A 23338-nucleotide genomic window follows, 5' to 3' on the forward strand; every position below is an offset into this window, starting at 1 on the left:
ATCATGATCACGGACCGCACACTCGAAAACCTGTTCCTGGGACTGTCGGACGAGCTGGCCTGCTGGGCCCTCGCCGGCGAAGGCCTGCAGCATCTGGCGGGCCAGTTGCTGTCCAGTCATCCGAACTCTCTGGATGCCCTGGTCGAGGTGCAACAGCTGGACGCCCTGGTCCAGCACATCGAGCAGATGGCGGTCCTCTGCGGGCGACTGTCCGAGGCCGCCGCCGCCAACGGCGGCGTCCTGGATATCGGTCGCGTCAGGATGGCGGCCGAGGCGTCGACGCTCAGCGGCCTGAGCCAGCGTTTCCATGCCGGAGGCCGCCCCATGGCGCCCGCATCGACGGGGGAATGCGAGCTGTGGTGACCACGGCGCCCGGTGCAGCCTCGACGCCCGTTCGCATCAACCTGCGGACGATGAAGGCCCTGTGCGTGGATTCGAACCCCCAGGGCCTCGATATACTTAGCCAGACCCTGCTCGGCTTCGGCGTCGATCGCATTTTCCGGGCGCCCAATGTCACCGAAGCCAAGGCCATCCTGAAGAAGGACACGATCGACCTGGTGCTGTGCGACGCCCAACTCGGCGAGGAAAGCGGCCACGACTTCGTCCGCTGGCTAAGGCTGTCGCAGATGGAACCCAACTGCCATGCGCCGGTGTTCGTCATCACCGGACACGCACTCGAACCCGATGTGATCAACGCCCGCGACTGCGGCTCCAGTTTCGTGATCACCAAACCCCTGTCCCCGGCCGTCCTGATGCAGCGCATCCTATGGGTCGCGGGTTCGGACCGTCCGTTCGTCGAGTGCGACACCTACACCGGACCCGACCGGCGCTTCAAATTCGAGGGGGTCCCGACCGAGCTCGCGAAAGGGCGGCGCAAGAGCGACGGCGGCAGCACCCTGGGCGAGCCGAGCGGGGCCAATATGAGTCAGGAAGAGCTCGACGGCCTGGTCAAGCCGCAGAGGTTGTCGATATGAGCGTCGTCATCCGCAGGATCAAAACAACCCTGCAGCGGGAGTACCGCAAGGCCGGAGGCATTCTGATCGAGGATGCGATCGCCAGGGCGGACGAAAACCTCGAGGGTCTAGCGGCGGAATGCCTGGAGCGGATCGACACCTGCCTCGAGCTGATCGCGGACATGACAGTCGACCCTGGCCGGCGCCCATCGATGACCGAACTTCGCATGATCCATGCCCTGGTCAACGAGATGCTGGCCTGCTGCGCGACCTTCCAAATCGATGGGTTGGTCGAGACCCTTTACGCCGTCGGTCGGCTCGTCGGCGCGCTCATGGCGACGGCGTCCTGGCTCGAGGGGGCGCTGACTCCCGCCGTCAATCTGCTGCGCCTGGTCCGACGCGGCGCGATCGCCCCCCAAGACCTCGCGGCCCTGATCACGGGCATCGATCAGTGCGCCGCCAAGATCAGCGCCCACGCCCGTCAAGTGGAGCGAGGGCCGCTACCTTGAGGCAGCGGCCCAGTACGAAGCCCAACTTGTAGGCCTAGTTGGAGCGGGGCCCAGCCTGCGCATATCCGCGATCGGGCGGCACAGGCGTTCCAGGGGCAACTGCCCCTCCGGGCACCTGCTCAGTGGAAGGCGTCGAACCCGCACTCGTCGAGCTGTTGTTCATACCGCCCTGACTGACCTGCCCGGTGGACATCGCGCCGGAGCTTCTGGACGATGAGCCGGAGACGGCTGCACCGGTCGATCCGCCCGACATTGTACCGTCGGAAGTACTGCTGGCGGACCCAGCACTTTCAGCAGGGGCCGAAGCCACAGGAGCAGCAGGTGCCATAGCACTCCCCTCAGCCGGGGCCGAAGCGGCGGCATCGACGCCGCTTTCGTTCGCTGCCGGAGCTGCTTCGTTTGCATTGCCACAGGCGGCCAGTGCCAAGACCGCAACGGCGGTCATGGTTGTGATTGCGATCGTCTTCATAAAACTTTCCTCCATTGAAGAAGTTTCAGCGTCCGATGCGGCCACCAGTTCCTAGGTCCGCAAACCGACGTAGCAGGTCGGCGGGGGTGTAGCGGACAGGAACCAAATCGGAACCTTGCGGCGCTCATGCGAAGCTCGGAGCTTGTGGGGAAGTGAGCCAGAGAGGGGGATTGGCTGTGAAAAATCGACGTCAATGACCAAAGACGCCGCGCCTGGGTTTTCAGGCGGTTTCAGCTATCTAACCCTCTGAAAAAATGGGTGGTGCGAGCGGCGGGGATCGAACCCGCATGACCGAGGCCGAGGGATTTTAAGTCCCTTGCGTCTACCAGTTTCGCCACGCTCGCAGTCTCGGGGTCAGGGAGCCGGGGTCGCCGGCGCCATGGCCCGGAAATCGACGTCCGAGTTCGCCACCAGCGACACCAGACCGGCCCAGGCGGCCACGTTCTGGGTCAACTGCTCCGGATCGATCTTGTCCAGGGTATCATCGGCCGTGTGATGCAGGTCGAAATAACGCAGGCCGTCCTGCTTTAGCCCGAACACGGGCACCCCGGCCTGGACGATCGGCCCGATGTCGACCCCGCCCTCCCGCTCCGGCTGGGCCGATCGCAGCACACCGATCGGATACAGCACCCGGTTGGCGGCATCGGCGAAGGCCCCCGTCTGGACTCCGACCGGCAGTTGCAGCGTATGCACGCGGTCCGCCCCGAAATCGCTCTCGCCGGTGAAGACGTGGTTGGCCAGGTCCTCCGGCGACAGGCTGCGCAGATAGGCGCCGCCGCCGTTCCCGGTCTCGACCGGCTGGGAGACCTCCTCCGACCCGTACAGGATCACGCGAAGGGTCCGCGCGGTGCGACCCTGGTCGGCGATGACCCGGGCCGCGGCCAGGGTGATGGCACCGCCGGCTCCATCGTCGATGGCCCCCGTGCCCAGGTCCCAGCTGTCCATATGCGACCCCAGGACGATGATCTCGTCCGGCCGCGTCCGACCCGGCAGGTCGCCGATCACGTTGCGCGAGGTGGTCTGATAGGTCCGGGCGGTCGAGCTCAGCCGCACCCGCACGGGCGCGCCGTAGCCGACCAGGCGGCTCAGCTGATCCGCGTCGGGCGCGCTCAACGCGAAGGCGGGCACCGGCACGACGCCGTCCACATAACGGGTGGTCCCGGTGTGGGGCATCCGGTGTTCGTCCGATCCGGCCGAGCGCATGATGAAGGCAACGGCCCCCTTCCGCCCCGCCACGCCCGGGCCGACGCTGCGGATGCGGCTCAGGGGGCTGTAGCCCGCCCCCGTCTGCATCGGCACCAGCTGGCCGGCGTCGACATAGGCGACCTTGCCCGCCAGCGAGCCGTCCGGAACCGCCTGGAAGGCCTCCAGCGTGGCGAAGCGCACCACCTCGGCCTCGATCCCGCCTTCGGGCGTGGCCGGCGAATGGCCGAGGGCGGCGGCGACCAGGGGCTGGGGGTTGGCCCCGACGATGGCGGCGCTCTCCTGTCCCCGTTCCCAGCCGACCAGCGGAAATTCCTGGATGCGGACATTGCGGAAGCCGTGGTCGCGCATGTAGCCGGCCGCCCATTCGGCCGCCGCCGTCTCGCTGGCCGATCCCGCCGGACGCGGGCCGAACCGGGTGGTCAACTGGGTGACGTAGTCGAGCGCGATATTGGCGGCCAGCGCCGCGTCGCGCGCCTTCTCGGCCCCGACGATCGCCGCCTCGTCCTGGGCCTGGGCCCCGCCCGGCAGCGCCAGCCCCAAAGCGAGGGCGGACAGGGCGCAGAGGGTCGAGACGCGGGCGGATAGCGACATGGGCAGGCTCCAGGAAAGGAATCGACCCTAGAGGCTGCGCCCGCCCGGGAGAAGCCCGGAACCCCTAGCCGACGCGGGCCAGTTCCGGCTCCAGCACGATTTCGCGCCAGGCGTGGGGGGCGGCCAGCAGGGCGCGCACCAGGGCGTTGTTGACCGCGTGACCGGCCTTGTAGCCTTCGTACCGGCCCAGCAGCGGGGCCCCCAGGACATACAGGTCGCCGATGGCGTCCAGCGCTTTATGGCGCACGAATTCGCGTTCCATCCGCAGGCCGCCGGGGTTCAGGATGTCGTCGCCGTCGATCACGACCGCGTTGTCCAGACTGCCGCCCCGGGCCAGGCCCGCCTGGCGCAGGGCCTCGACCTCATGGGCGAAGCCGAAGGTGCGGGCGGACATGATCTCGTCGCGGAAGGTCTGTTCGTCGACCACGAAATCGATCACCTGATTGCCGACGACGGGCGAGCTGAAGTCGATCTCGAACCGCATCTCGTAGCGGTCGCAGGGGTACAGGGCGGCGTGCTTGTCGCCCTCGGTGACGTGGATCGGCTCCAGGATCTCGATGTAGCGGACGGGGGCTTCCTGACGCCGGAAGCCGGCCCGGTCCAGCAGCCGGACGAACGGCAGGGCCGACCCGTCCAGGATCGGCAGTTCGGGCCCGTCGACCTCGACCACGACGTTGGAGATGCCGAGGGCGCAGAAGGCGGCCATCAGGTGCTCGATCGTCGACAGGCGCACGCCCGCCGCGTTCTCGATCATGGTGTTCAGCCGCGCATCGACCACGGCCTCGCCCGAGACGACAATTCGGTTGTCGCGGTCGGTGACGTCGGTGCGCACGAAGACGATGCCCGTCCCGGTCGGGGCCGGACGGATGGCCAGCCGCACCCGCTGGCCCGTGTGCACGCCCACGCCGGCACAGATCGCCGGGGCGACCAGGGTCCGTTCGCGATGATCGTGGCGTGGGGGCAAGAAAGACCTCGAGGGAGACCCGCGCATCGATCGCGCAGGCCGGGACGATGCCGTCCTAGCGAACCCTTCGGAAACCATAAACCAAAGTCGGGTTTCGGATTGTTTCGGTCGCGGAGGCAAAGGCAGTAGGCAGTAGGCAGTAGGCAGGCAGTGCGGGCCCAGGCGTCATGGCACCACGAAAAAGGGGCGACCTTGAAGGCCGCCCCCTGTCTACTACCGACTGCCTACTGCCTAGGCTTAGTTCGCCAGCCGGCGAAGAAACGAAGGGATTTCCAGATCATCCTCCGCCGCGTTGGCTTCGGGCGCCGGCTGGGCCGTGGCGCGCATCTGGGGCTGGCCGCGCGTCGTGGTCGGCTGGACCGGGGCGTAGGCGGTCTGGGCGCGTGGCTTCTTGCCGAACAGGCTCCAGCCCGACTTGCGATGGTCGCGGTCGTCATAGGCCGGCTCGTCGTATTCGCGGGGGGCCTGGGGAGCGGCGTCCATATAGAGGTCGCCCTGGTCCTGGGCGACGGGACGCGCCGGCGCGGCTTCGAACTCCTCGACCCAGGGATCGATGATCGGAGCCAGGGTCCGCTCTTCGGCCACGTGAATGACGGGTTCCGGGGCCCGAGCGACCGGCTGTGTGGCGGCGGCCTGATAGGTCGGCGTCTGGAAGCTCGGCACCACCGGGGCGGGCTCGGGCGCGCGATAGGCCTCCGCGCGGGGGGCTTCGCGCGAAACGGTCTCGCGATAGGTGGGCTCGGGCGCGCGCGACGCCGGCGCGGGGGGCGCGTTCCGGCGCGGGTCGTGCAGCGGGGACTGGGCGGGGGCGACCGGCTCGATGCGGGCGGCCCCGACCTCGTCCATGCCGGTGGCCACGACCGAGACGCGGATCTTGCCGTCCAGGGCGGGGTCGAAGGCGGCCCCGAAGATGATGTTGGCGTCGCCGTCGACCTCGGCCGAGATGGCGTTGGCCGCCTCGTCGACTTCCAGCAGGGTCATGTCCAGACCGCCGGTGATGTTGACCAGCACGGCCTTGGCGCCCTTCAGGCTGGTCTCGTCCAGCAGGGGGTTGGCGATGGCGTTCTGGGCCGCCAGCAGGGCGCGGTCGTCGCCCGAGGCCTCGCCCGTGCCCATCATCGCCTTGCCCATCTCGGACATGACGGCGCGGACGTCGGCGAAGTCGAGGTTGATCAGGCCTGGCAGGATCATCAGGTCGGTGATCGAGCGGACGCCCGAGTGCAGGACCTGGTCGGCCATGCCGAAGGCGTCGGCGAAGGTGGTGCGCTCGTTGGCGACGCGGAACAGGTTCTGGTTCGGGATGACGATCAGGGTGTCGACGTAGCGCTGCAGCTCGGCGATGCCCGCATCGGCCAGGCGCATGCGGTGACGGCCCTCGAAGGTGAAGGGCTTGGTCACGACGCCGACGGTCAGGATGCCGCGATCGCGCGCGCATTTGGCGATGATCGGCGCGGCGCCGGTGCCGGTGCCGCCACCCATGCCTGCGGTGATGAAGACCATGTGCGCGCCTTCCAGGTGCGCATGGATCTCGTCGGCGCTCTCCTCGGCGGCGTTCATGCCGACCTCGGGGTGGGCTCCGGCGCCCAGGCCCTGGGTGATCGTCTCGCCCAGCTGGATGCGGCGGTCGGTCTTGGCGAACGACAGGTGCTGGGCGTCGGTGTTGGCGACGACGAACTCGACCCCTTCGAGGCCGGCGTCGATCATGTTGTTAACCGCGTTGCCGCCCGCGCCTCCGACGCCGAACACGACGATCCGGGGCTTCAGTTCCGTGGCCGAGGGCCGCACAAGCGAGAGAGACATGTAATTTCCGACCTTCTTCCGACCCTGCTCTTAAGTCTCCAGCGCGAAGTCCCCGCAGATCCGCATTGGTTATGAGCGCGTTAAGGATCACCCAACGCTCTTAAGAGAAGGTTACCGGATAGCGTGAGTCGGAACGCAGCCAACCGCTTTCCGACAGCGTAGCCGCAGAAATACTTAGTGGGGCGAGGACGGAGCGCGGATCCGCGAGCGGTTAGAGGTTGTCCCTCAACCATCCGGCCGCCCGGCCGATCAGATTGCCCTGATGCACCTTCGGCGCATCCGCCGCCGTCACCTGCCGCGACATCAGCTTCCTGGCCGAGACCGCCTCTCGGGGGCCATAGGCCGCGCGCAGTAGGACCCCGGCCGCCGAGCAGAAGGCGGGTCCCGAAGCCGCGTCGGCCAGGTGGGGGGCGCGCTGCGGCCGGCCCAGGCGCACCGGCCGGTCGAACACGCGCACGGCCAGTTCGCGCACGCCGTTCAGCTGGCTGGCCCCGCCCGTCAGGACCAGGCCGGTGCCCGGCTCCAGCCCAACGCCGGCGGCCCGCAGTCGATCGCGCAGCAGTTCCAGCGTCTCCTCGACCCGGGGGGCGATGACGGTCTTCAACATGGCGCGGGGGACGATCACGGGCCCGGCCGAGGCGTCCTCGCCGCGCGGCGGGGCCTCCAGCATCTCGCGGTCCTCATGGGCCCCGGCCATGGCCGAGCCGTGCAGGGTCTTCAGCCGCTCGGCCCCGATCTTGGACGTCGACAGGCCGCGCGCGATGTCGGCCGTGACGTGGTCGCCGCCGACGTTCAGCGACTCGATATGCAGCAACGACCGCCCGCCCCACACGGCGGCGCTGGTCGAGCCCCCGCCCATGTCGATACAGACGCAGCCCAGGTCCATCTCGTCTTCTTCCAGCGCCGCCAGGGACGACACCACCGGGGCCGCCGCCACGCCCTGCAGGTCCAGGTGCGCCAGCTCCAGACAGTGGCTCAACGAACCGAACGCCCCCTCGGACATCGACACGACCAGCAGGTCCAGGCCCAGCGACCCACCCCGCATGGAGCGCGGATCGTGCACGCCCTTGGCCCCATCCACCGACCAGGCGATGGGCAGGACATGGATGGGTCGCCGGTTCGGCAGCCGGATCTGGGCCAGGGCCATGCCGATGGCGCGGGCCAGGTCGGCGTCGCCGACGGGATTGGCTCCCAGTGAGACCCGGGCCTGGACCCGGTGGCTGGCCATCTGGCCGATGGCGGTGGTGACGATGACGCCGGACACGGGGGCCCCCGCCGTGCGCTCGGCGCGCTCGACCGCATGGCCGATGGCCTGGGCCGCCTCGTCCATATTGACGATGGAGCCGCCGCGGATGCCCTTGGACTGGACGTGGCTGGCCCCGGCCACGCGAATGGTGCGGTCGGCGTGTCGCACGCCGTCCGGCTTCATGATGAAACAGGCGACCTTCGACTGGCCCAGGTCCAGGGCGGCCACGACCGGCGCGCGCGTCGCCGCGCGTCCGGCCTCGCCCCGCCCGGTGTCCGTGGAGGTGTCCCCCTTCTTGATCGCCATACGCTCGCCGCTTCCCTACTCAGACTGTCGTGTCAGGTGCCGGGCCGCACCGCGACCTGGCCCTCCGTGCGCAGGTCGATGCGCGTGAAACCCAGTTCCAGCAGCCGCTTGCGCTGGTCCAGCGCGTCCAGCTGGATCAGGGCGGCTTCCTGCTGGGTCGCCGGCAGCTGGATCAGGCTGCCGTCCTTCAGCCGCAGGTCCCAGCGTCGCTCGTCGACGCGCACCAGGGCGTCGATCCGGCTCATCAGGCGCGGCCGCTCGGCCAGCAGCGGCAGGATGGCCGCCGCCGCCGTATCGGCCCCCGCGCCCACGACCAGAGGCAGGCCGGGATAACGGCCCGCGTCCGCCCCGGGGATCGCCTTGCCGTCGCCGTCGATGACGAAGACCTGTCCCTTCGTCTGCCACACGGCCAGGCGGTCATGCTCGACCACGTCGACGATCAGGGTATCGGGCAGCAGACGGACGACCCGCGCCGACTTGACCCAGCCGACCTGTTCGACATTGGCCCGCAGCGCGTCGAGATCCAGCGATGTGATCGGCTGGCCCGCCTGGACCGCCAGCGCCCGCTGGATTGCCGGCGTCGCCTCGGCCGAGGCCCCGCTGATGTGCACGCGGTCGAGGGTCAGCCCCATGGCGGTGGTCAGGCCGTCCATGCCCCGGCCGAACGACTGGCCGATCCGCTCGGCCCGTGCCCCGGTGGCCAGCACCAGGGCCAGCACCGCGACGCCGGCGCAGATCGAGATCACCACGGCGCGCGGCGTCAGGTCCAGACGGCCCAGGGCCGCGACCTTGCCCGGCACGCCGCCGACATTGCGCGCGGGGGCGCGGCCCCGCCCCTGCCCCTTGGGACCCGCGTTGCGTTTGGGAGCCGACGCGACATTCGCGCGCCGACCGCCGCGAACTACCGCGGGCATGAGGCGTCCTCCACCATCCACCGGACCAGATCCCGGTACGACATCCCGACGTAGGCGGCCTGCTCGGGGACGAGCGAGGTCGGCGTCATGCCGGGTTGCGTATTCACCTCCAGCAAGACGAGAACGTCCTTAACATCGTCATAACGAAAGTCCGATCGCGACACCCCCCGGCACCCCAGGGCAGTGTGCGCCCGCTCGGATTCCCGCAGCGCCGCCTCGAAAACGGGGGCCGGCAGGTCGGCCGGTAACTTGTGGACGGATCCGCCCGGCGCGTATTTGGCTTCGTAGTCGTAGAAGCCCTTGACCGGGGTGATGTCGGTGACGGTCAGGGCGCGCGGCCCCGTCGGCTCGCCCAGCACGGTGACGCAAAGTTCCTTGCCGGCGATATAGGGCTCGACCATCACCTGCTCGCCGTAGGTCCAGGCCTCAGACCCCGGCTCCGGCCGCGGCGCCTCGCCCTCGCGCACCAGATAGACCCCGACCGAAGAGCCCTCGGCGTTCGGCTTGATCACATAGGGCGGCGGGATCACGTGGCCTGCCGAGACCGCGCGCCGGTCGAACAGTCCTCCGCCCGGCACCGCGACGCCCGCGGCGTTCAGGACGGCCTTGGTCTTGTCCTTGTCCATGGTCAGGGCCGAGGTCAGGACGCCGGAGTGGGTATAGGGAATCTGCAGGGTCTCCAGGATGCCCTGGACGCAGCCGTCCTCGCCCCATTCGCCGTGCAGGGCGTTCAGCACGACATCGGGCCTCAACTCCGCCAGAACCTGGGCCAGGTCGCGTCCGGCGTCGATGGCGGTGACCCGGGCCACCTGCCCGTCCAGCGCCTTCGCGCACTCCCGCCCGGACGACAGGGACACCTCGCGCTCGGAGGACAGCCCGCCCATCAGGACGGCGACGTGCAGTTCTGACAGGGGTCGGGACATGATGCCTTCGGGGCGGTGGACTACAGGGGGCGGCCGATCCTCTTGATCTCCCAATCAAGGTTTACGCCGAGTTTACTTTGTACCTCGGCGCGGACGGTTTCGCCCAGATCCTCGATATCGGCGGCGGTCGCCTCGCCCGGATTGATCATGAAATTGGAATGCAGGTCGGAGAACATCGCCCCGCCGCCGGTGACCGCGTGCAGCCGCCCACGCCAGCCCGCCTCGTCGACCAGTTTCCATGACGAATGGCCGGGCGGGTTCTTGAAGGTCGAGCCGCCGGTCTTCTCGCGGATCGGCTGGGTCGTCTCTCGCCGCGCGGTGATCTCGGCGATGCGGGCCGCGACGGCTTCGGGCGCATCGGGCGTGCCGCGATAGGTGGCCTCGATCCACAGGATGTCGGCCGGGGCTTCGGAATGGCGATAGGTGTAGCCGAAGTCGGCCAGAGCATAGTCGACCCGCTCGCCCGCCCGCGTCAGCCCCCAGGCCGAGACCAGGACGTCCTTCGTCTCCGCCCCATAGCACCCGGCGTTCATGGTCAGGGCCCCGCCGATGGTGCCGGGGATACCCGCATAGAACTCCAGCCCCGCCAGTCCGGCCTTGGCCGAGGCCCGGGCCACCATGGCGTCCAGCGCGCCGGTGCCGGCCGTGATCGTCTGCCCCTCGCTCGTAATCCCGGCGAAGGCCCGCCCCGCCAGCCGGATCACAACGCCTTCGACCCCGCCGTCGCGGACGATGACGTTGGAGCCGACCCCCAGCACCGTCACCGGCACGGCCGGGTCCAGCGTCTTCAGGAAGTCGGCGAGGTCGTCGGCGTCGGCGGGAATGAACAGCACGTCCGCAGCCCCGCCCACACGGAACCAGGTGAAGGGGGCCAGCGGTTCGTTGCGCAGCAGCTTGCCGCGCACGGATGGAAGGGTGTCACACCAGGCCCGGTTCATCGATCAGGATCCTGCCGCGGTTCAAAGTCAGGACGGTTGACGGGCGACTCGGGGCTCTCACCGGTCCGCTTTTCAGGCAGGCCATCGCCGAGCCGAAGCCAGGACAGTTTGGATTCCACGCCGAAGTGCGACTGGACAGGGGCCTGCTCCGGATCGTCCAGACTGCCGGTCGTGACCTCGATCGTCTCCTTGTGATCATAGTCGAAGGTCAGGGGCGTTCCGCAGGAGGGGCAGAAGCCGCGTTTCGACAGCGTCGAGCTGCGAAAATAGGTCGGTTCTCCCCGGGTCCAAGTGATCTGATCCTTGCGGACCCCGGACAGCGCTGCGAACACGCCGCCAGTCGCCCGCCGGCACATTCGGCAATGGCAAAATTCCGTGTAGGGCGCGGCCGACAAGGAATAGCGCACCGCGCCGCACTGGCAGCCGCCCGTCAGCGGGGTCACCCCAACGCCTCCAGCTGCGCCGGCAAGGCATAAGCCCAGGCGGTGATGTCCCCCGCCCCCAGCAGCACGACCACGTCGCCCGCTTTCGCCTCCTCCGCGATCACGCGCGGCAGGACCGCCGCATTCTCCAGCGGCGACACCCGCAGATGGCCGTAGCGGCGGATGCCGTCGACCAAGGCCTGTTTGTCCACGCCCTCGATCGGAGCCTCGCCCGCCGCATAGACGTCGGCGACGAAGACGCTGTCGGCGTCCGAGAAACTGGTCGAGAACTCGTCCATCAGGTCGCGCAGGCGGGTGAACCGGTGCGGCTGGACCACGGCGATGACCCGGCCCCCGCCCTCGGCCGTATGCGCCACCTGGCGGGCGGCCTTCAGCACGGCGGCGATCTCGACCGGGTGGTGGCCATAGTCGTCGACGATCCGCACGCCCCGGACCACGCCCGTGGTCGTGAACCGCCGCTTGACCCCGGCGAAGGCGGCCAGGCCGCTGCGGATCGCCTCGTCGGACACATCCAGCTCGCGCGCCACGGCGATGGCGGCCAGGGCGTTGGCCACATTGTGCCAGCCGGCCATCGGCAGGTGCAGATCCTTGATCCGCACCGGCTCGTCGAGCGCGGCCAGGCCCCGTCCCTGGATCAGCACGTCGAAACGGCACCCGTCCGGGCTCATCTCGCAGTTGTCGGCCCGGACCATCGCCTGGGGGTTCATGCCATAGGTGACGATGCGGCGGTTATCGATCTGCGCGACCAGCTTCTGGACCTCCGGATGGTCGAGGCAGACGGCGGCGAAGCCGTAGAAGGGGATGTTTTCGACGAAGTCGCAGAACGCCTTCCGCACCGCGTCGAAGTCGCCGTAGTGGTCCAGATGCTCGGGATCGATATTGGTCACGATGGCGACCGTGGACTTCAGCCGCAGGAAGCTGCCGTCGGATTCGTCCGCCTCGACCACGATCCAGTCGCCGTCCCCGACCTTGGCGTTGGTCCCGTAGGCATTGATGATCCCGCCGTTGACCACGGTCGGATCGAACCCGGCCGCGTCCAGCAGGGCCGCGACCATCGAGGTCGTGGTGGTCTTGCCATGGGTGCCCCCGACCGCGATCGAGAACTGCAGCCGCATCAGCTCGGCCAGCATCTCGGCCCGCCGGACCAGCGGAATGCGCCGCTCGCGAGCGATCATCATCTCGGGATTGGTCGGCTTGACCGCCGTCGAATAGACCACCGCCGACACGCCCTCGCTGACGTGGGCGGCGTCGTGGCCGATAAAGATCTTGGCCCCCAGGCCGATCAGCCGCTCGGTATTGGCCGACGACTTGGCGTCGGATCCCTGCACCGAATAGCCGATCTTGAGCATGATCTCGGCGATGCCGCTCATGCCGATGCCGCCTATGCCGACGAAGTGGACGGGACCGAGGTCGAACGGAACGGGGCGAAGGCGAGCGATCATCCCAGCGTCATAGCGAGGGTCAAATCGGAATGCACCCCGCTCTTTATCGGCATGGTTACGGCCCCTTAACCGCAATGATTCACGGTTCAGCCTTCAAGCTGTGCGGGGCCGCGTTCGTGACCGATCTGAAGACCGACATCATCCATCTGGGCGACTGCCTCGAGATCCTGCGCGGTCTGCCGGACAAGTCGGTCGACATGGTCTTCGCCGATCCGCCCTATAACCTGCAGCTGGGCGGCGACCTGCTGCGGCCCGACAACTCCAAGGTCGATGCCGTCGACGACGACTGGGACAAGTTCGACAGCTTCGCCGCCTATGATGCCTTCTGCCGCGACTGGCTGAAGCAATGCCGACGCGTGCTGAAGGACGAGGGCTCGCTGTGGGTGATCGGCAGCTATCACAACATCTTCCGCCTCGGCACGGCGATCCAGGACATCGGCTACTGGATCCTGAACGACATCGTCTGGCGCAAGACCAATCCGATGCCGAACTTCAAGGGCACCCGGTTCACCAATGCCCACGAGACCCTGATCTGGGCCGCCAAGTCACGCGAGCAGAAGCGCTACACCTTCAACTACGACGCGCTGAAGGCCTTCAACGAAGACACCCAGATGCGCTCGGACTGGACCTTCGCCCTGTGCACCGGCGAGGAGCGGATCAAGGGCGAGGACGGCAAGAAGGCCCATCCGACCCAGAAGCCCGAGGCCCTGCTGCACCGGGTCATCCTGGCCGCCACCCGTCCCGGCGACGTGATCCTGGACCCCTTCTTCGGCACCGGCACGACCGGCGCCGCCGCCAAGCGTCTGGGGCGTCACTACATCGGCATCGAGCGCGATCCCGAATACGCCAAGGTCGCCGCCACCCGGATCAAGGCCGTCATCGCCGCACGCCCCGAGGACGTGGTGGTCACCGGATCCAAGCGCGCCGAGGTCAAGGTGCCGTTCGGAGCCCTGGTCGAGGCCGGCCTGCTGTCGCCCGGCGACGTCCTGTACTGCCCCAAGGGCGAGCGCGAGGCGCGCGTCCGGGCCGACGGGTCGCTGGTTTCCGGTTCGCTCAGCGGCTCGATCCACAAGCTGGGGGCCCTGTTCGAGAACGCCCCGGCCTGCAACGGCTGGACCTATTGGCGTTTCCGCAGCGACACGGGCCTGCGGTCGATCGATGCCTTGCGGGCGGAGGTCCGCGCGGGCATGCAGTGAGCGCCAGCGTACAGTTCAGCGCACGTAAGCGTCCGAAAACACAGCCAGAAATCGATCTTTCAAAGCGGAACCATTCGCCACGGCGAAGGTTGTGATCCTGCGCCCCTTCCGTTGAGGGCGAGGGAACACCGTCATGAAGATCGCTCAGGTTACGCCTCTGTATGAAGCTGTGCCGCCGAAGCTTTATGGCGGAACCGAGCGCGTCGTCGCCCACCTGACCGACGCCCTGGTCGAGCTCGGCCACGACGTCACCCTGTTCGCCTCGGCCGAGGCGCGGACCAAGGCCCGGCTGGTGCCGGTCCGCGATCAGGCGATCCGGCTGGATCCCGCGCCGTTCAAGTCCGACCTCGCCGCCCACATGTCGATGCTGTCCGAGGTCCTGCGCCGCGCCGACGATTTCGACGTGATCCATTTCCACACCGACATGATCCACTTCCCGTTCTTCGAGCGGATGTCGGACAAGACGATCACGACCCTGCACGGCCGCCTCGACATGAAGGATCTGCCGGAGGTCTATGAGCGCTGGCCCCAGTTCGGCCTGGTTTCGATCTCCGACGACCAGCGCCGCCCGCTGGCCTTCGCCAACTGGAAGGCGACGGTCCACCACGGCATGCCCGCCGAACAGTACAAGTTCGCGCCGAAATCCGAAGGCTATCTAGCCTTCCTCGGCCGCATCTCGCCCGAGAAACGGCCCGACCGCGCCATCGAGATCGCCACCAAACTGGGCAAGCAGCTGAAGATGGCGGCCAAGGTCGACGCCGCCGACCGGGTCTATTTCGAGACCAAGATCAAGCCGATGATCGAGGGCAACCCGCTCATCGAGTTCATCGGCGAGATCGGCGACCATCAGAAGTCCGCCTTCCTGGGCGGAGCCGAGGCCCTGCTGTTCCCGATCGACTGGCCCGAGCCCTTCGGCCTGGTGATGATCGAGGCCATGGCCTGCGGCACGCCGGTCGTCGCCTTCAGATGCGGCTCGACCACCGAGGTGATCGAGGACGGGGCCACCGGCTTCCTGGTCGACACCATGGAACAGGCTATCGCCGCCGCCGACCGCGTCGGCCTGCTGGACCGCGAGGCGATCCGCGCCCGCTTCGAGCTGCGCTTCTCGGCCACGGCCATGGCGCGCCGCTATCTGGACGTCTACGGCGACCTGCTGGCCCACCGGCCCTATGCCGAGACGGTGCTCGACGACGTCGTCGTGCCGCTCCGCGAAGACCGGACCTTCGCCGCCCTCGCCTGAAGGAAACGACGCGAGGGCCATTTTCCCTTCGCATTCGATCGCTAGACGGCGCTCGCGAACGGTGGGAAGCGAGGCTTCATGGACGACGGCTATTCTGTGCAGACAACCGCGGCGGAGAGCGCCGAGGTCGGCGGCCTGGACAACCTCCAGGCGCTGAAGGACGGCGACACCTTTCTGGTGGCCGACAGCTGGGGCGACCTGAAGGGCGGGGCGGACGGGCTGTTCGACCACGACACCCGAATCCTGTCGCGCTTCACCATGACCGTCGGCCTGGCCCGGCCGTCGCGGCTGAGCTCCGGGGTGTCGCGCGACAACGTCTTCTTCACCGCCCACACGACCAACCGTCCCCTGCCCCCGATGGGCGGGCGCTCGGCCCCCGCCGGCGTGCTGCACATCGAGCGTCGGCGCTTCATCTGGGATCGCCGGATGTTCGAGCGGGTCTGCATGGTCAACCACGGCATCGAAGACGTCCTGCTGCCGCTAGCCTTCGACTTCGGGGCCGATTTCGCCGACATTTTCCAGGTGCGCGGCACGCTGCGCGAGAAGCGCGGGACGGGCGAGGCCCCGACCCACGACGGCCGCCGGGTCACCTTCCGCTACACTGGCCTGGACGACGTGGTCCGCACCAGCTGCCTGGCCTTTTCCGAGCCCCCTGCCCGCCTGACCGCCAATCGCGCCGAGTTCATGTTCAGCCTGCCGATGGGCAAGCGGCTCGAGCTCTATATCGAGTGCGGGGCCGAGGCCTGTTCGACGCCCGAGGCCGCGCGCTGGCGACAGAACGCCGTGGCCGCGCGCCTGGCGATGCGCCGCCGCCGTCGCCGGGGGGCCTCGCTGCGGGGTCCGCGCAGCCCGCGCTTCAACGCCTGGCTGGACCAGTCGCGCGCCGACATCGCGCTGCTGACCACCGACCTGCCGACCGGCCCCTATCCCTATGCCGGCACGCCCTGGTTCTCGACCCCGTTCGGGCGGGACGGGATCATCAGCGCCTGGCAGATGCTGTGGCTGGACCCGTCCCTGGCCAAGGGCGTCCTGACCTATCTGGCGGCGCGACAGGCCACCGAGACCTCGGCCTTCCAGGACTCGCAGCCCGGCAAGATCATGCACGAGACCCGGGGGGGCGAGATGAGCGCCCTGCGCGAGGTCCCGTTCGGCCTGTACTACGGCGGGGTCGACACCACCTGCCTGTTCGTGGCCCTGGCCGGGGCCTATGCGCGCCGGACCGGCGATCTGGACCTGATCCGTCAGCTGTGGCCCAATCTGGTCGCCGCGACCGAATGGATGCGCGACTACGGCGACTCCAACGGCGACGGTCTGATCGACTATGCGCGCGCCGCCGAGACCGGCCTGTCGAACCAGGGCTGGAAGGATTCCGAGGACTCCATCTTCCACGCCGACGGGCGGTTCCCCAAGGGGCCGATCGCCCTGCTGGAGGTCCAGGGCTATGCCTATGCCGCCTGGCACGCGATGTCCGAACTGGGCGAAATCCTGACCGACGGCCGGGCCAAGGCCTGGCACAGGCGGGCCGAGGAGGTCCGCCAGCTTGTCGAGGAACGGTTCTGGATGGAGGACGAACAGTTCTACGCTATCGCCCTCGACGGCGACGGCAACCCCTGCGAGGCCATTGGCTCCAACGCCGGCCACCTGCTGTTCACCGGCCTGCCGACCGCCGCCCGCGCCGAGGCCGTGTCGCGGCGGCTGCTGGGGGCCGAGTTCCGCTCCGGATGGGGCATCCGGACCCTGGCGCGGGACCAGCCGCGGTTCAACCCGATGAGCTACCACAACGGCTCGGTCTGGCCGCACGACACCTCCCTGGGGGTGGCGGGCATGGCCCACTATGGAGAGCGCGACGCCGTCGCCATGATCCTGGGCGAGATCTATGCCGCCGCCAGCCATTTCAACATGCGCCTGCCGGAACTGTTCTGCGGCTTCGAGCGCCAGGCCGGCGAAGGCCCCATCGCCTATCCGGTCGCCTGCCTGCCCCAGGCCTGGGCCGCCGGCTCGGTGTTCCTGATGCTTCAGGCCGCGCTGGGCCTGTCGATCGACGCCCTGACGCGGACGATCACCATCCACGCCCCGACCCTGCCCGACGGCATCGAACGCCTGACCGTCAGCCGCCTGCAGGTCGGCGAGGCCAGCGTCGACCTGGCCTTCCAGCGGCTGGGCGACCAAGTCGTGGTCATGCCCCGAAACCGGGTCGGCGACCTGAGGATCGTCACGACGCGCTGACGGCGTGGGGACGGAGGGATAGGCGGACCCGGTCTGAAAAACACCGTCCGACCCGACCGACCCGTCCGACCTGTTTGCGCGATCGCCGCGTGCGGGGGAGGTCTGCAGCAATGTCAAAGACCCGCCCGATCAGGTGGAGAGCGGCGCTCGCCATCGCAAGGCCAAGTGAGGAATAGATTCCTTCCATCCGCCTTGCTTGTGGCCAGAGGTGGCGGCAATGCCTGGGGACTCCGGCGGAAGCGGGGACACGCGATGCGGTCAGGCGGCCTTTCGGGCTGCAAGCCAGTGACGCAGCGCAAGGTTCATCCGCGTCTGCCAGCCAGGTCCGTCCGCGCGGAAGGCTTCGATGATGTCGGCGTCGAACCGCACCGTGGTCGACACCTTGGTTGCGCCCGCCTTGGCGCGACCGGGTCGAACCACGGTATCGCCGATCCTGAGCTCCGCGCGCTCGAACCAGGCGTCGTCGAGTTCGGGCGCGTCGTCCGGATCAACCCAGGTACTTTGCGTATCGTCTCTGCTCTCTGGCATTGGCCTTCCTCATGGAGATCACGTGCACCGCGTCGCCGCGCTCGGTCCAGACCACCATCACCATCCGTCCGCGTAGCCAACCCGCGCTGATCCAACGCGTTTCGCCGTAGTCCTGTCGACTGTCCTGCTCCGTGTAGAACGGGGCGGCGAACACCTCGGCGGCCAGGGTGAAGTCCAGTCCTCGCTCTGCGAGCGTGCGATCACGCTTGGCCGGATCGAACGTGATGCGCACGCCGATCTGTTACTACAAAAAGTTCCTGCGTTCAACCACAGGCCCGGATGAGCGCCTTGGCGAACACGGTCGGCAGAGCACTCAGCGCCTCGGCCTCGGACGTCCAGAGGAAGTCGCCGCTGCCCTGGGCGACCCGGACCCCCAACGTCAGCGAGAAGTGCGTGAACACATGCTCGACGGCCCCGGCGTCGACCCAATCGGCGGCGACCGGCGGCGTGGCGTCCGGCTCGCCTTCGCGCCAGTCGCCGGTCGGCAGGCCGACCATTCCGCCCAGCAGGCCCTTGTCCGGACGGCGGACCAGGGCGACACGGCCCAGCCCGTCCCGCAGCACCCAGGCGATGCCCTGCCGATGCGGCCGGGCCGCCTTGGCCGCCTTGATCGGATAGAGGTCCGGCTGGCCTTCGGCCCGCGCGGCGCAGAAGCCGCTGACGGGGCACATCAGGCACAGGGGCGATTTCGGGCGGCAGACGGTGGAACCGAGGTCCATCAGGGCCTGGGCCCAATCTCCCGGCCGGTCGTCGGCGACCAGGGTGCCCGCCAGCCGCTTCAGCTCCGGCCGGGCGGCGGGCAGCGGGGTCTGGACCGCGAACAGGCGCGAGACCACCCGCTCGACATTGCCGTCGACCACATTGGCGGGCCGGTCGAAGGCGATGGCGGCGACGGCGGCGGCCGTATAGGCCCCCACGCCGGGCAGGGCCAGCAGCCCCGCCTCCGTGTCCGGAAAGACTCCGCCGTGATCCCCGGCCACCGCCCGGGCGCAGGCCTTAAGGTTACGGGCCCGGGCGTAGTAGCCGAGCCCCGCCCACGCGGCCATCAGATCTCCATCCTCCACCGCCGCCAGGTCGTTGACGGTCGGCCAGCGGGCGATGAACCGCTCGAAATAAGGGGTGGCGTGCGGAACGGTCGTCTGCTGCAGCATCACTTCGGACAGCCAGACCCGGTAGGGGTCGGTGCGCTTCACTGCGCCGCGCGCCGCGCGCCACGGGAGGGTGCGGGCATGGGCGTCGTACCAGTCCAGCAGCGTCTGCCGCAGAGTTGTCGTGTCAGGGGGAGACATGGGGCGTTCCTTACCCTCTCCCTCCCCCTCGGGGGAGGGTGGTCGGAGCGAAGCGGAGACCGGGTGGGGAGGGCCAGGCAAGCCAGACTCAGGCGGTGCCCTGTCGCCGTGCCGCCCCCACCCGGTCGCTTCGCGACCTGCCCTCCCCCGAGGGGGAGGGAGAGCGTGAAGTTGGACGCCATCTGCGCTATCCTCCCCCCCGTGAAGCGCGACCTCCCCACCGACGCTGAGACCCGCGAGATCCTGTCGCGGCGACGGACCCGGCCGATGCCGCGGCCGACACCTCCGGCCGGCCGTTCGCTGGCCCCCTTCATCAAGGAGCTGGACGAGAAATTCGGACGCGGGGCCGGGGCGCTGGAGCCGCGCTGGCGCGAGATCGTCGGCGACCAGCTGGCCCGCGTCACCCGGCCGCAGAAGCTGACCAAGGGCCGGGCCGGCGCGGGCGGCACCCTGGAGCTGCGCGTCGCCGGCCCCGCCGCCCTGCTGGTGCAGCATCAGTCAGCCGACATTCTGGCGCGGGTGAACCTGTTCCTGGGCGCCGGGGCGGTGGACAAGCTGCGCATCGCCCAGGGCCCGGTGAAGCCCCTGCCCACCCCCGCCGCCTCGACGCGCGGGGCGCGCCGCCGGATCGACCCCCTCGACGCGGCGGCGGAGGCGGAACTGGCCCGGTCGGTCGAGACGGCCCCGGATGCGTTGAAAGCCGCCCTGGCCGGGCTGGGCCGGGCGGTGCTGTCGGATGAGGCGAAGCGACGGCGCTGAGCGGCGAACGCCGGCGTCTTCAGTTCACCAGTCGCGTCGTGAAGTCGATCCAGGCCGGCGAACGGAGCAGCAGGCCGGCCGACAGCTGGGTCAGAAGCAGCACGACGGCGGCCGGCAGGAAGACCGGGTGCAGCCGTCCGCGCGTCCTCAGATCGTGGATCGCCATCGCCACCAGCAGGACGTCGGCGGCGAGATAGACCGCCGGGATCAGGGTCCACGGCGGCGGGGCCGCCGTCACCATCCGGATGACGCGGCCAAAGCCGGCCCCGATCAGGGCGAGCGTCCCGATCAGCATCAGCCGCTTGTGCGCCGCGGCATGACGGCGGAGCATCAGGCCGGCGGCGATCATGACGGTGAAGCCGAGCACGCTGGCGAACTGGATCGCCAGGAACTGCGGCGGTTGTCTGGCCTGGCCGTTGATCTGCATCGTCAATCCCGCGGCGGGCCCGACCAAGATGACGGCCAGGGCCAGGGCGAGGCCGACCAGTCCCATCCGCATATGCCAGTCGACGCGCCGGGTCCGGATCAGCCCCACCTGCAGCGCCAGAAAGACCAGCCAGCCGAAATAGACGACGGCATGGACGTGGATGATGAGCGGGTACGGCGGCGCGTCGGACAGGCCGCGCTGGATGACCTCCGGCACGAAGCCCAGCAACATCAGCAGCCAGATGATCCCGACCATGGCCGGAAAGAAGACGGCGTCGGCCGGATGCCGTTCGACAAATCCCCCGACCCAGGAGGTTCCGAAACCCCCGCCGGATGTGCTGCCGCCGTCATCTCTGACCCCCGGGGTACCGTCTGCCGCCTGGACGTTTTACCCTAACACGGATCGCCGAAGGGCGTGAGGGTCGCACTAACCGCCCCGATGTCCCGGAGTTCCACCATCAATGGCGGCATTGCCCCGAGGCTTGCGCCGCCGCGTGAGCCGGCTGATGACGATCCGGAAGGCCTGAGGGTCATCGTCGCACTCGCTGCGAAGACCTCGCGTTCCTGGGTCGGGTGTCGGTTTGCCGCTAGACGAGACGGCCCGCTTCCGACCAATTGCGGAGGTAGCAGCTGGACCGTTAATGGCCTTGAAAGAGGCGCGATTGGAGCATTCGTTATGGTCCGACCTCACGCGCATCGCTTGCCGATCTTTATCGCCGCCACCGGCGTCTCGCTACTCGCTCTGATGCTGCTGGGACCGATGTTCTTGGCCTATGCGCTTTCGGGGAATGCGACGCAGGACGAGCGGGACGGGATCGTGCTGTTCATGACCTGCTGGGGAGTGTTCTTCGCAGGCGCGCCTATCGCGACGTGGGTGACGTGGCTTTTCGACAGGCGGGTCGCCTTTATCTTGGCCGTATTGATCCTTGTCGTGGCGGCGCTGCCAGTCGCGGGCCTGATCACCCTGTACATCTTCTCCAGCTTGTAGGTGGCGGTTCAACAATAGAGCGAGTGCAAGACCAGTGGCTCATGGCGGTTACCCTTCATACGACGTCGAGAAATTGTCCGCTCACCGCCCCTAGCGAGACCGCACCTGTCGGCGACACTGAGCGAGATCGTCGAGACGCGCGGGCCAGTGTTCAGGAACGGTAGAGCCTGCTTGGGTATTTCGCGGAGCGCCCATGCCTAACGGCGAAGATTGAATAGGAAATGATGGTGTCAGCCGGCGAGCCTTGTCCGCAGAGACCCCCGGCGGCGGACCAAAAGGTCCGTTGTGCGCCCGGAAGGCTATGACCGATCTCGACCCATAGGAGACGATCACGGGGTCTCCTCCCCGTCGCGATGCGATGGGGAGGTGGCGCGGCGCACTTGCGCCGTGACGGAGGGGTTCTTCAACCCAGACTCCGTGCTGCCTCAAGAGCCCCTCCACCGCTTCGCGGTCCCCCTCCCCATCGCCAAGCGGCGACGGGGAGGAGATGATGTCCCCGCAGAGTCCGCTTCCCACCCATAGCGGACGTTCGCCGCGTCCGCTTTAGGCGGCTCCGCGCTGTGCGCCGCCCGCCACCGCTCGATCGGGGCTCGGGCCGGTTGACAAAACTTCGCCGCACCTGTTCTCGACAACCATGGACATCGTGCGGTTCGAGGAATCGCGCGATGATCCGACCCGTGTTCTTGAAGGAAGCCGCCATGCGCGCCGATCGTTCGTCCAAATACGCCCTGCTGAGCCGCCGCGCGGCCACGACCGGCGCGGCCCTGATGGCCATGCTGACCATGGCGGGGTGTTCCGGGGCGAGCGGGGGAGCGGCCGCGGACGGCGACATGGCCTTGGGCGCGCCCGAGGGGGCCAAGGTCACCGTGGTCGAATACGCCTCGGTCACCTGCAGCCACTGCGCCACCTGGCAGGAAGAGGTCTATCCGGCGTTCAAGGCCAAATACATCGACACCAACCAGGTCCGCTACGTCTTCCGCGAGTTCCCGACCGCCCCTGCTCCCCTGGCGGTGGCCGGCTTCCTGGTCGCCCGCTGCGCCGGACCGGACCAGTATTTCCCCGTCATCCACGAGATCATGGCCAGCCAGCAGGAGCTGTTCACGGGGGCCCCGCGCGCGGTCCTGCTGCGCATCGCCAACGGGGCCGGCCTGAGCGAGGAGCAGTTCCAGGCCTGCGTGACCGACGAGAACTCGATCAAGGCCATGGACGCCCGGATCAAGACGGCCCTGGACGCCGGGGTCAACGGCACCCCGACCTTCATGGTCAACGGCGAGAAGGTGGCCGACAGCTCGATGGCCGGACTGTCCCAGGCGATCGACGCGGCCCTGGCCGCGGGCTGAGGCCGAGGCCGAGCCGACGATGCGCGCCCTGATCCTGAGCATCGGCCTGCTGCTGGCCCCCCTGTCGGCCCCGGCCCAAACTCCGGTCCCGGCCGAAAGCGCCGGCCCGCCTGCCGTCTCGGCCGGGGATCGGGTGATGGGACGCGCCGACGCCCCGGTGACGGTGATCGAATACGCCTCCCTGGTCTGCTCGCACTGCGGCGACTGGCACCGCACGGTCTATCCGGAGCTGAAGCGGCGCTTCATCGACACGGGGCAGGTCCGGCTGGTGTTCCGCGACTATCCGACCAGTCCGGCCCCCGTGGCCGCCCGCGCCGCCGGCATCGCCCGCTGCGCCGCGCCGGACCGCTTCTATGCCGTCATCGGCACGTTCTTCGACGGCCATGAGGCTCTGTTCGCGGGGGGCCCGGTGCCGGCCTGGCTGGCGTCCGGGGTCGCCGCCAGCGGCAAGACCCAGGCCGAGATCGACGCCTGCCTGGCCGATCCCGCGACGCTGAACGGTTTGCGGGCCTCGATGACGGGCGCCACCGCCGCCGGCGTGGAGGGAACGCCGAGCTTCTTCGTCAACGGGCGCGCCGCGCCCGATCGCTCGATCGAGGGTCTGACGGCGGCCATCACCCCGCTCCTGCCCCGCCGCTGACG

General features: G+C 68.8%; 24 protein-coding genes and 1 tRNA gene. 11 read left to right on the forward strand and 14 right to left on the reverse strand.

Annotated features, from left to right (window positions below; translation table 11 throughout):
- Nucleotides 1-3 precede the first annotated feature (3 nt).
- The 4 genes from BZG35_RS13540 to BZG35_RS17715 all read left to right on the forward strand — a co-directional run bounded on the left by BZG35_RS13540 (nucleotide 4) and on the right by BZG35_RS17715 (nucleotide 1986).
- On the forward strand, nucleotides 4-363 hold the full coding sequence (locus tag BZG35_RS13540; protein WP_077356255.1) for a hypothetical protein: 360 nt from the start codon (nucleotides 4-6) through the stop codon (nucleotides 361-363).
- Complete coding sequence (locus BZG35_RS13545; RefSeq protein WP_253189177.1) at nucleotides 360-974, forward strand: response regulator; 615 nt, start codon at nucleotides 360-362, stop codon at nucleotides 972-974. Before BZG35_RS13540 ends, BZG35_RS13545 begins: the two co-directional genes overlap by 4 nt.
- Nucleotides 971-1462: a hypothetical protein gene (locus BZG35_RS13550; RefSeq protein ID WP_077356261.1), complete on the forward strand. Its 492-nt coding sequence runs from the start codon at nucleotides 971-973 to the stop codon at nucleotides 1460-1462. The genes BZG35_RS13545 and BZG35_RS13550 overlap by 4 nt, the downstream gene beginning before the upstream one ends.
- A 185-nt stretch (nucleotides 1463-1647) precedes the next feature.
- A complete protein-coding gene (locus BZG35_RS17715; RefSeq protein ID WP_150126039.1) occupies nucleotides 1648-1986 on the forward strand; it encodes a hypothetical protein in 339 nt (112 codons plus the stop codon).
- Between the two features lie 204 nt (nucleotides 1987-2190).
- Here the strand turns inward: BZG35_RS17715 and BZG35_RS13555 are convergent.
- The 10 genes from BZG35_RS13555 to murC all read right to left on the reverse strand — a co-directional run bounded on the left by BZG35_RS13555 (nucleotide 2191) and on the right by murC (nucleotide 12704).
- Nucleotides 2191-2275, reverse strand: a tRNA-Leu gene (locus tag BZG35_RS13555).
- Nucleotides 2276-2285: 10 nt separating this feature from the next.
- Nucleotides 2286-3728, reverse strand: coding sequence for a M28 family peptidase (locus BZG35_RS13560; RefSeq protein WP_077356263.1), 1443 nt, complete (start codon nucleotides 3726-3728; stop codon nucleotides 2286-2288).
- A gap of 64 nt (nucleotides 3729-3792) precedes the next feature.
- Nucleotides 3793-4692 (reverse strand): UDP-3-O-acyl-N-acetylglucosamine deacetylase, encoded by a 900-nt coding sequence (lpxC, locus tag BZG35_RS13565; protein ID WP_150126040.1) that lies wholly within the window; start codon nucleotides 4690-4692, stop codon nucleotides 3793-3795.
- Nucleotides 4693-4929: 237 nt separating this feature from the next.
- A complete protein-coding gene (gene ftsZ / locus BZG35_RS13570) occupies nucleotides 4930-6492 on the reverse strand; it encodes a cell division protein FtsZ (RefSeq protein WP_077356267.1) in 1563 nt (520 codons plus the stop codon).
- Nucleotides 6493-6703: 211 nt separating this feature from the next.
- Entirely contained in the window at nucleotides 6704-8044 is a 1341-nt protein-coding gene (gene ftsA / locus BZG35_RS13575; RefSeq protein ID WP_077356269.1) for a cell division protein FtsA, read from the reverse strand.
- 32 nt (nucleotides 8045-8076) lie between these two features.
- Nucleotides 8077-8958, reverse strand: coding sequence for a cell division protein FtsQ/DivIB (locus tag BZG35_RS13580; RefSeq protein WP_077356271.1), 882 nt, complete (start codon nucleotides 8956-8958; stop codon nucleotides 8077-8079).
- A complete protein-coding gene (locus tag BZG35_RS13585; protein ID WP_077356274.1) occupies nucleotides 8946-9881 on the reverse strand; it encodes a D-alanine--D-alanine ligase in 936 nt (311 codons plus the stop codon). Before BZG35_RS13585 ends, BZG35_RS13580 begins: the two co-directional genes overlap by 13 nt.
- 20 nt (nucleotides 9882-9901) lie before the next feature.
- Nucleotides 9902-10819, reverse strand: coding sequence for a UDP-N-acetylmuramate dehydrogenase (murB, locus tag BZG35_RS13590; protein ID WP_077356276.1), 918 nt, complete (start codon nucleotides 10817-10819; stop codon nucleotides 9902-9904).
- Nucleotides 10816-11262, reverse strand: coding sequence for a GFA family protein (locus BZG35_RS13595; RefSeq protein WP_216351854.1), 447 nt, complete (start codon nucleotides 11260-11262; stop codon nucleotides 10816-10818). The genes murB and BZG35_RS13595 overlap by 4 nt, the downstream gene beginning before the upstream one ends.
- The gene (murC, locus tag BZG35_RS13600; protein WP_077356280.1) at nucleotides 11259-12704 is read right to left on the reverse strand and encodes a UDP-N-acetylmuramate--L-alanine ligase; all 1446 of its coding nucleotides are present in this window, start codon (nucleotides 12702-12704) and stop codon (nucleotides 11259-11261) included. The genes BZG35_RS13595 and murC overlap by 4 nt, the downstream gene beginning before the upstream one ends.
- 116 nt (nucleotides 12705-12820) lie before the next feature.
- Here murC and BZG35_RS13605 point away from each other — a divergent pair, with 116 nt between their 5' ends.
- The 3 genes from BZG35_RS13605 to BZG35_RS13615 all read left to right on the forward strand — a co-directional run bounded on the left by BZG35_RS13605 (nucleotide 12821) and on the right by BZG35_RS13615 (nucleotide 17366).
- Nucleotides 12821-13900 carry a site-specific DNA-methyltransferase gene (locus BZG35_RS13605; RefSeq protein ID WP_150126041.1) on the forward strand — a complete coding sequence of 360 codons (1080 nt, stop codon included), beginning with the start codon at nucleotides 12821-12823 and terminating at the stop codon, nucleotides 13898-13900.
- A 133-nt stretch (nucleotides 13901-14033) separates the two neighbouring features.
- Complete coding sequence (locus BZG35_RS13610; RefSeq protein WP_077356284.1) at nucleotides 14034-15140, forward strand: glycosyltransferase family 4 protein; 1107 nt, start codon at nucleotides 14034-14036, stop codon at nucleotides 15138-15140.
- 78 nt (nucleotides 15141-15218) lie between these two features.
- Entirely contained in the window at nucleotides 15219-17366 is a 2148-nt protein-coding gene (locus BZG35_RS13615) for an amylo-alpha-1,6-glucosidase (RefSeq protein WP_077356287.1), read from the forward strand.
- 258 nt (nucleotides 17367-17624) lie between these two features.
- Here the strand turns inward: BZG35_RS13615 and BZG35_RS13620 are convergent, their stop codons facing one another.
- From BZG35_RS13620 to mutY, 3 genes are read right to left on the reverse strand one after another with little or no spacing between them, the layout of a single operon-like run.
- Nucleotides 17625-17894 (reverse strand): BrnA antitoxin family protein, encoded by a 270-nt coding sequence (locus BZG35_RS13620; protein WP_077356289.1) that lies wholly within the window; start codon nucleotides 17892-17894, stop codon nucleotides 17625-17627.
- Complete coding sequence (locus BZG35_RS13625) at nucleotides 17854-18126, reverse strand: BrnT family toxin (RefSeq protein WP_077356291.1); 273 nt, start codon at nucleotides 18124-18126, stop codon at nucleotides 17854-17856. The genes BZG35_RS13620 and BZG35_RS13625 overlap by 41 nt, the downstream gene beginning before the upstream one ends.
- Before the next feature lie 31 nt (nucleotides 18127-18157).
- A complete protein-coding gene (gene mutY, locus BZG35_RS13630) occupies nucleotides 18158-19183 on the reverse strand; it encodes an A/G-specific adenine glycosylase (RefSeq protein WP_077356293.1) in 1026 nt (341 codons plus the stop codon).
- 201 nt (nucleotides 19184-19384) lie between these two features.
- On the opposite strand from mutY, the gene BZG35_RS13635 reads away from it, so the two are divergent.
- Entirely contained in the window at nucleotides 19385-19942 is a 558-nt protein-coding gene (locus BZG35_RS13635) for a DUF721 domain-containing protein (RefSeq protein ID WP_077356295.1), read from the forward strand.
- Nucleotides 19943-19961: 19 nt separating this feature from the next.
- On the opposite strand, the gene BZG35_RS13640 is transcribed toward BZG35_RS13635, so the two are convergent.
- Nucleotides 19962-20624 carry a hypothetical protein gene (locus BZG35_RS13640; RefSeq protein ID WP_077356297.1) on the reverse strand — a complete coding sequence of 221 codons (663 nt, stop codon included), beginning with the start codon at nucleotides 20622-20624 and terminating at the stop codon, nucleotides 19962-19964.
- Nucleotides 20625-21044: 420 nt separating this feature from the next.
- On the opposite strand from BZG35_RS13640, the gene BZG35_RS13645 reads away from it, so the two are divergent.
- The 3 genes from BZG35_RS13645 (at nucleotide 21045) to BZG35_RS13655 (ending at nucleotide 23336) form a co-directional block, all read left to right on the forward strand.
- Entirely contained in the window at nucleotides 21045-21356 is a 312-nt protein-coding gene (locus tag BZG35_RS13645; RefSeq protein ID WP_077356299.1) for a hypothetical protein, read from the forward strand.
- A 698-nt stretch (nucleotides 21357-22054) separates the two neighbouring features.
- Nucleotides 22055-22696: a DsbA family protein gene (locus BZG35_RS13650; protein ID WP_077358143.1), complete on the forward strand. Its 642-nt coding sequence runs from the start codon at nucleotides 22055-22057 to the stop codon at nucleotides 22694-22696.
- A gap of 19 nt (nucleotides 22697-22715) precedes the next feature.
- The gene (locus BZG35_RS13655; protein ID WP_077356301.1) at nucleotides 22716-23336 is read left to right on the forward strand and encodes a thioredoxin domain-containing protein; all 621 of its coding nucleotides are present in this window, start codon (nucleotides 22716-22718) and stop codon (nucleotides 23334-23336) included.
- The last annotated feature ends 2 nt before the right edge of the window (nucleotides 23337-23338 follow it).

The organism is Brevundimonas sp. LM2, from assembly GCF_002002865.1.
GTDB lineage: Bacteria > Pseudomonadota > Alphaproteobacteria > Caulobacterales > Caulobacteraceae > Brevundimonas.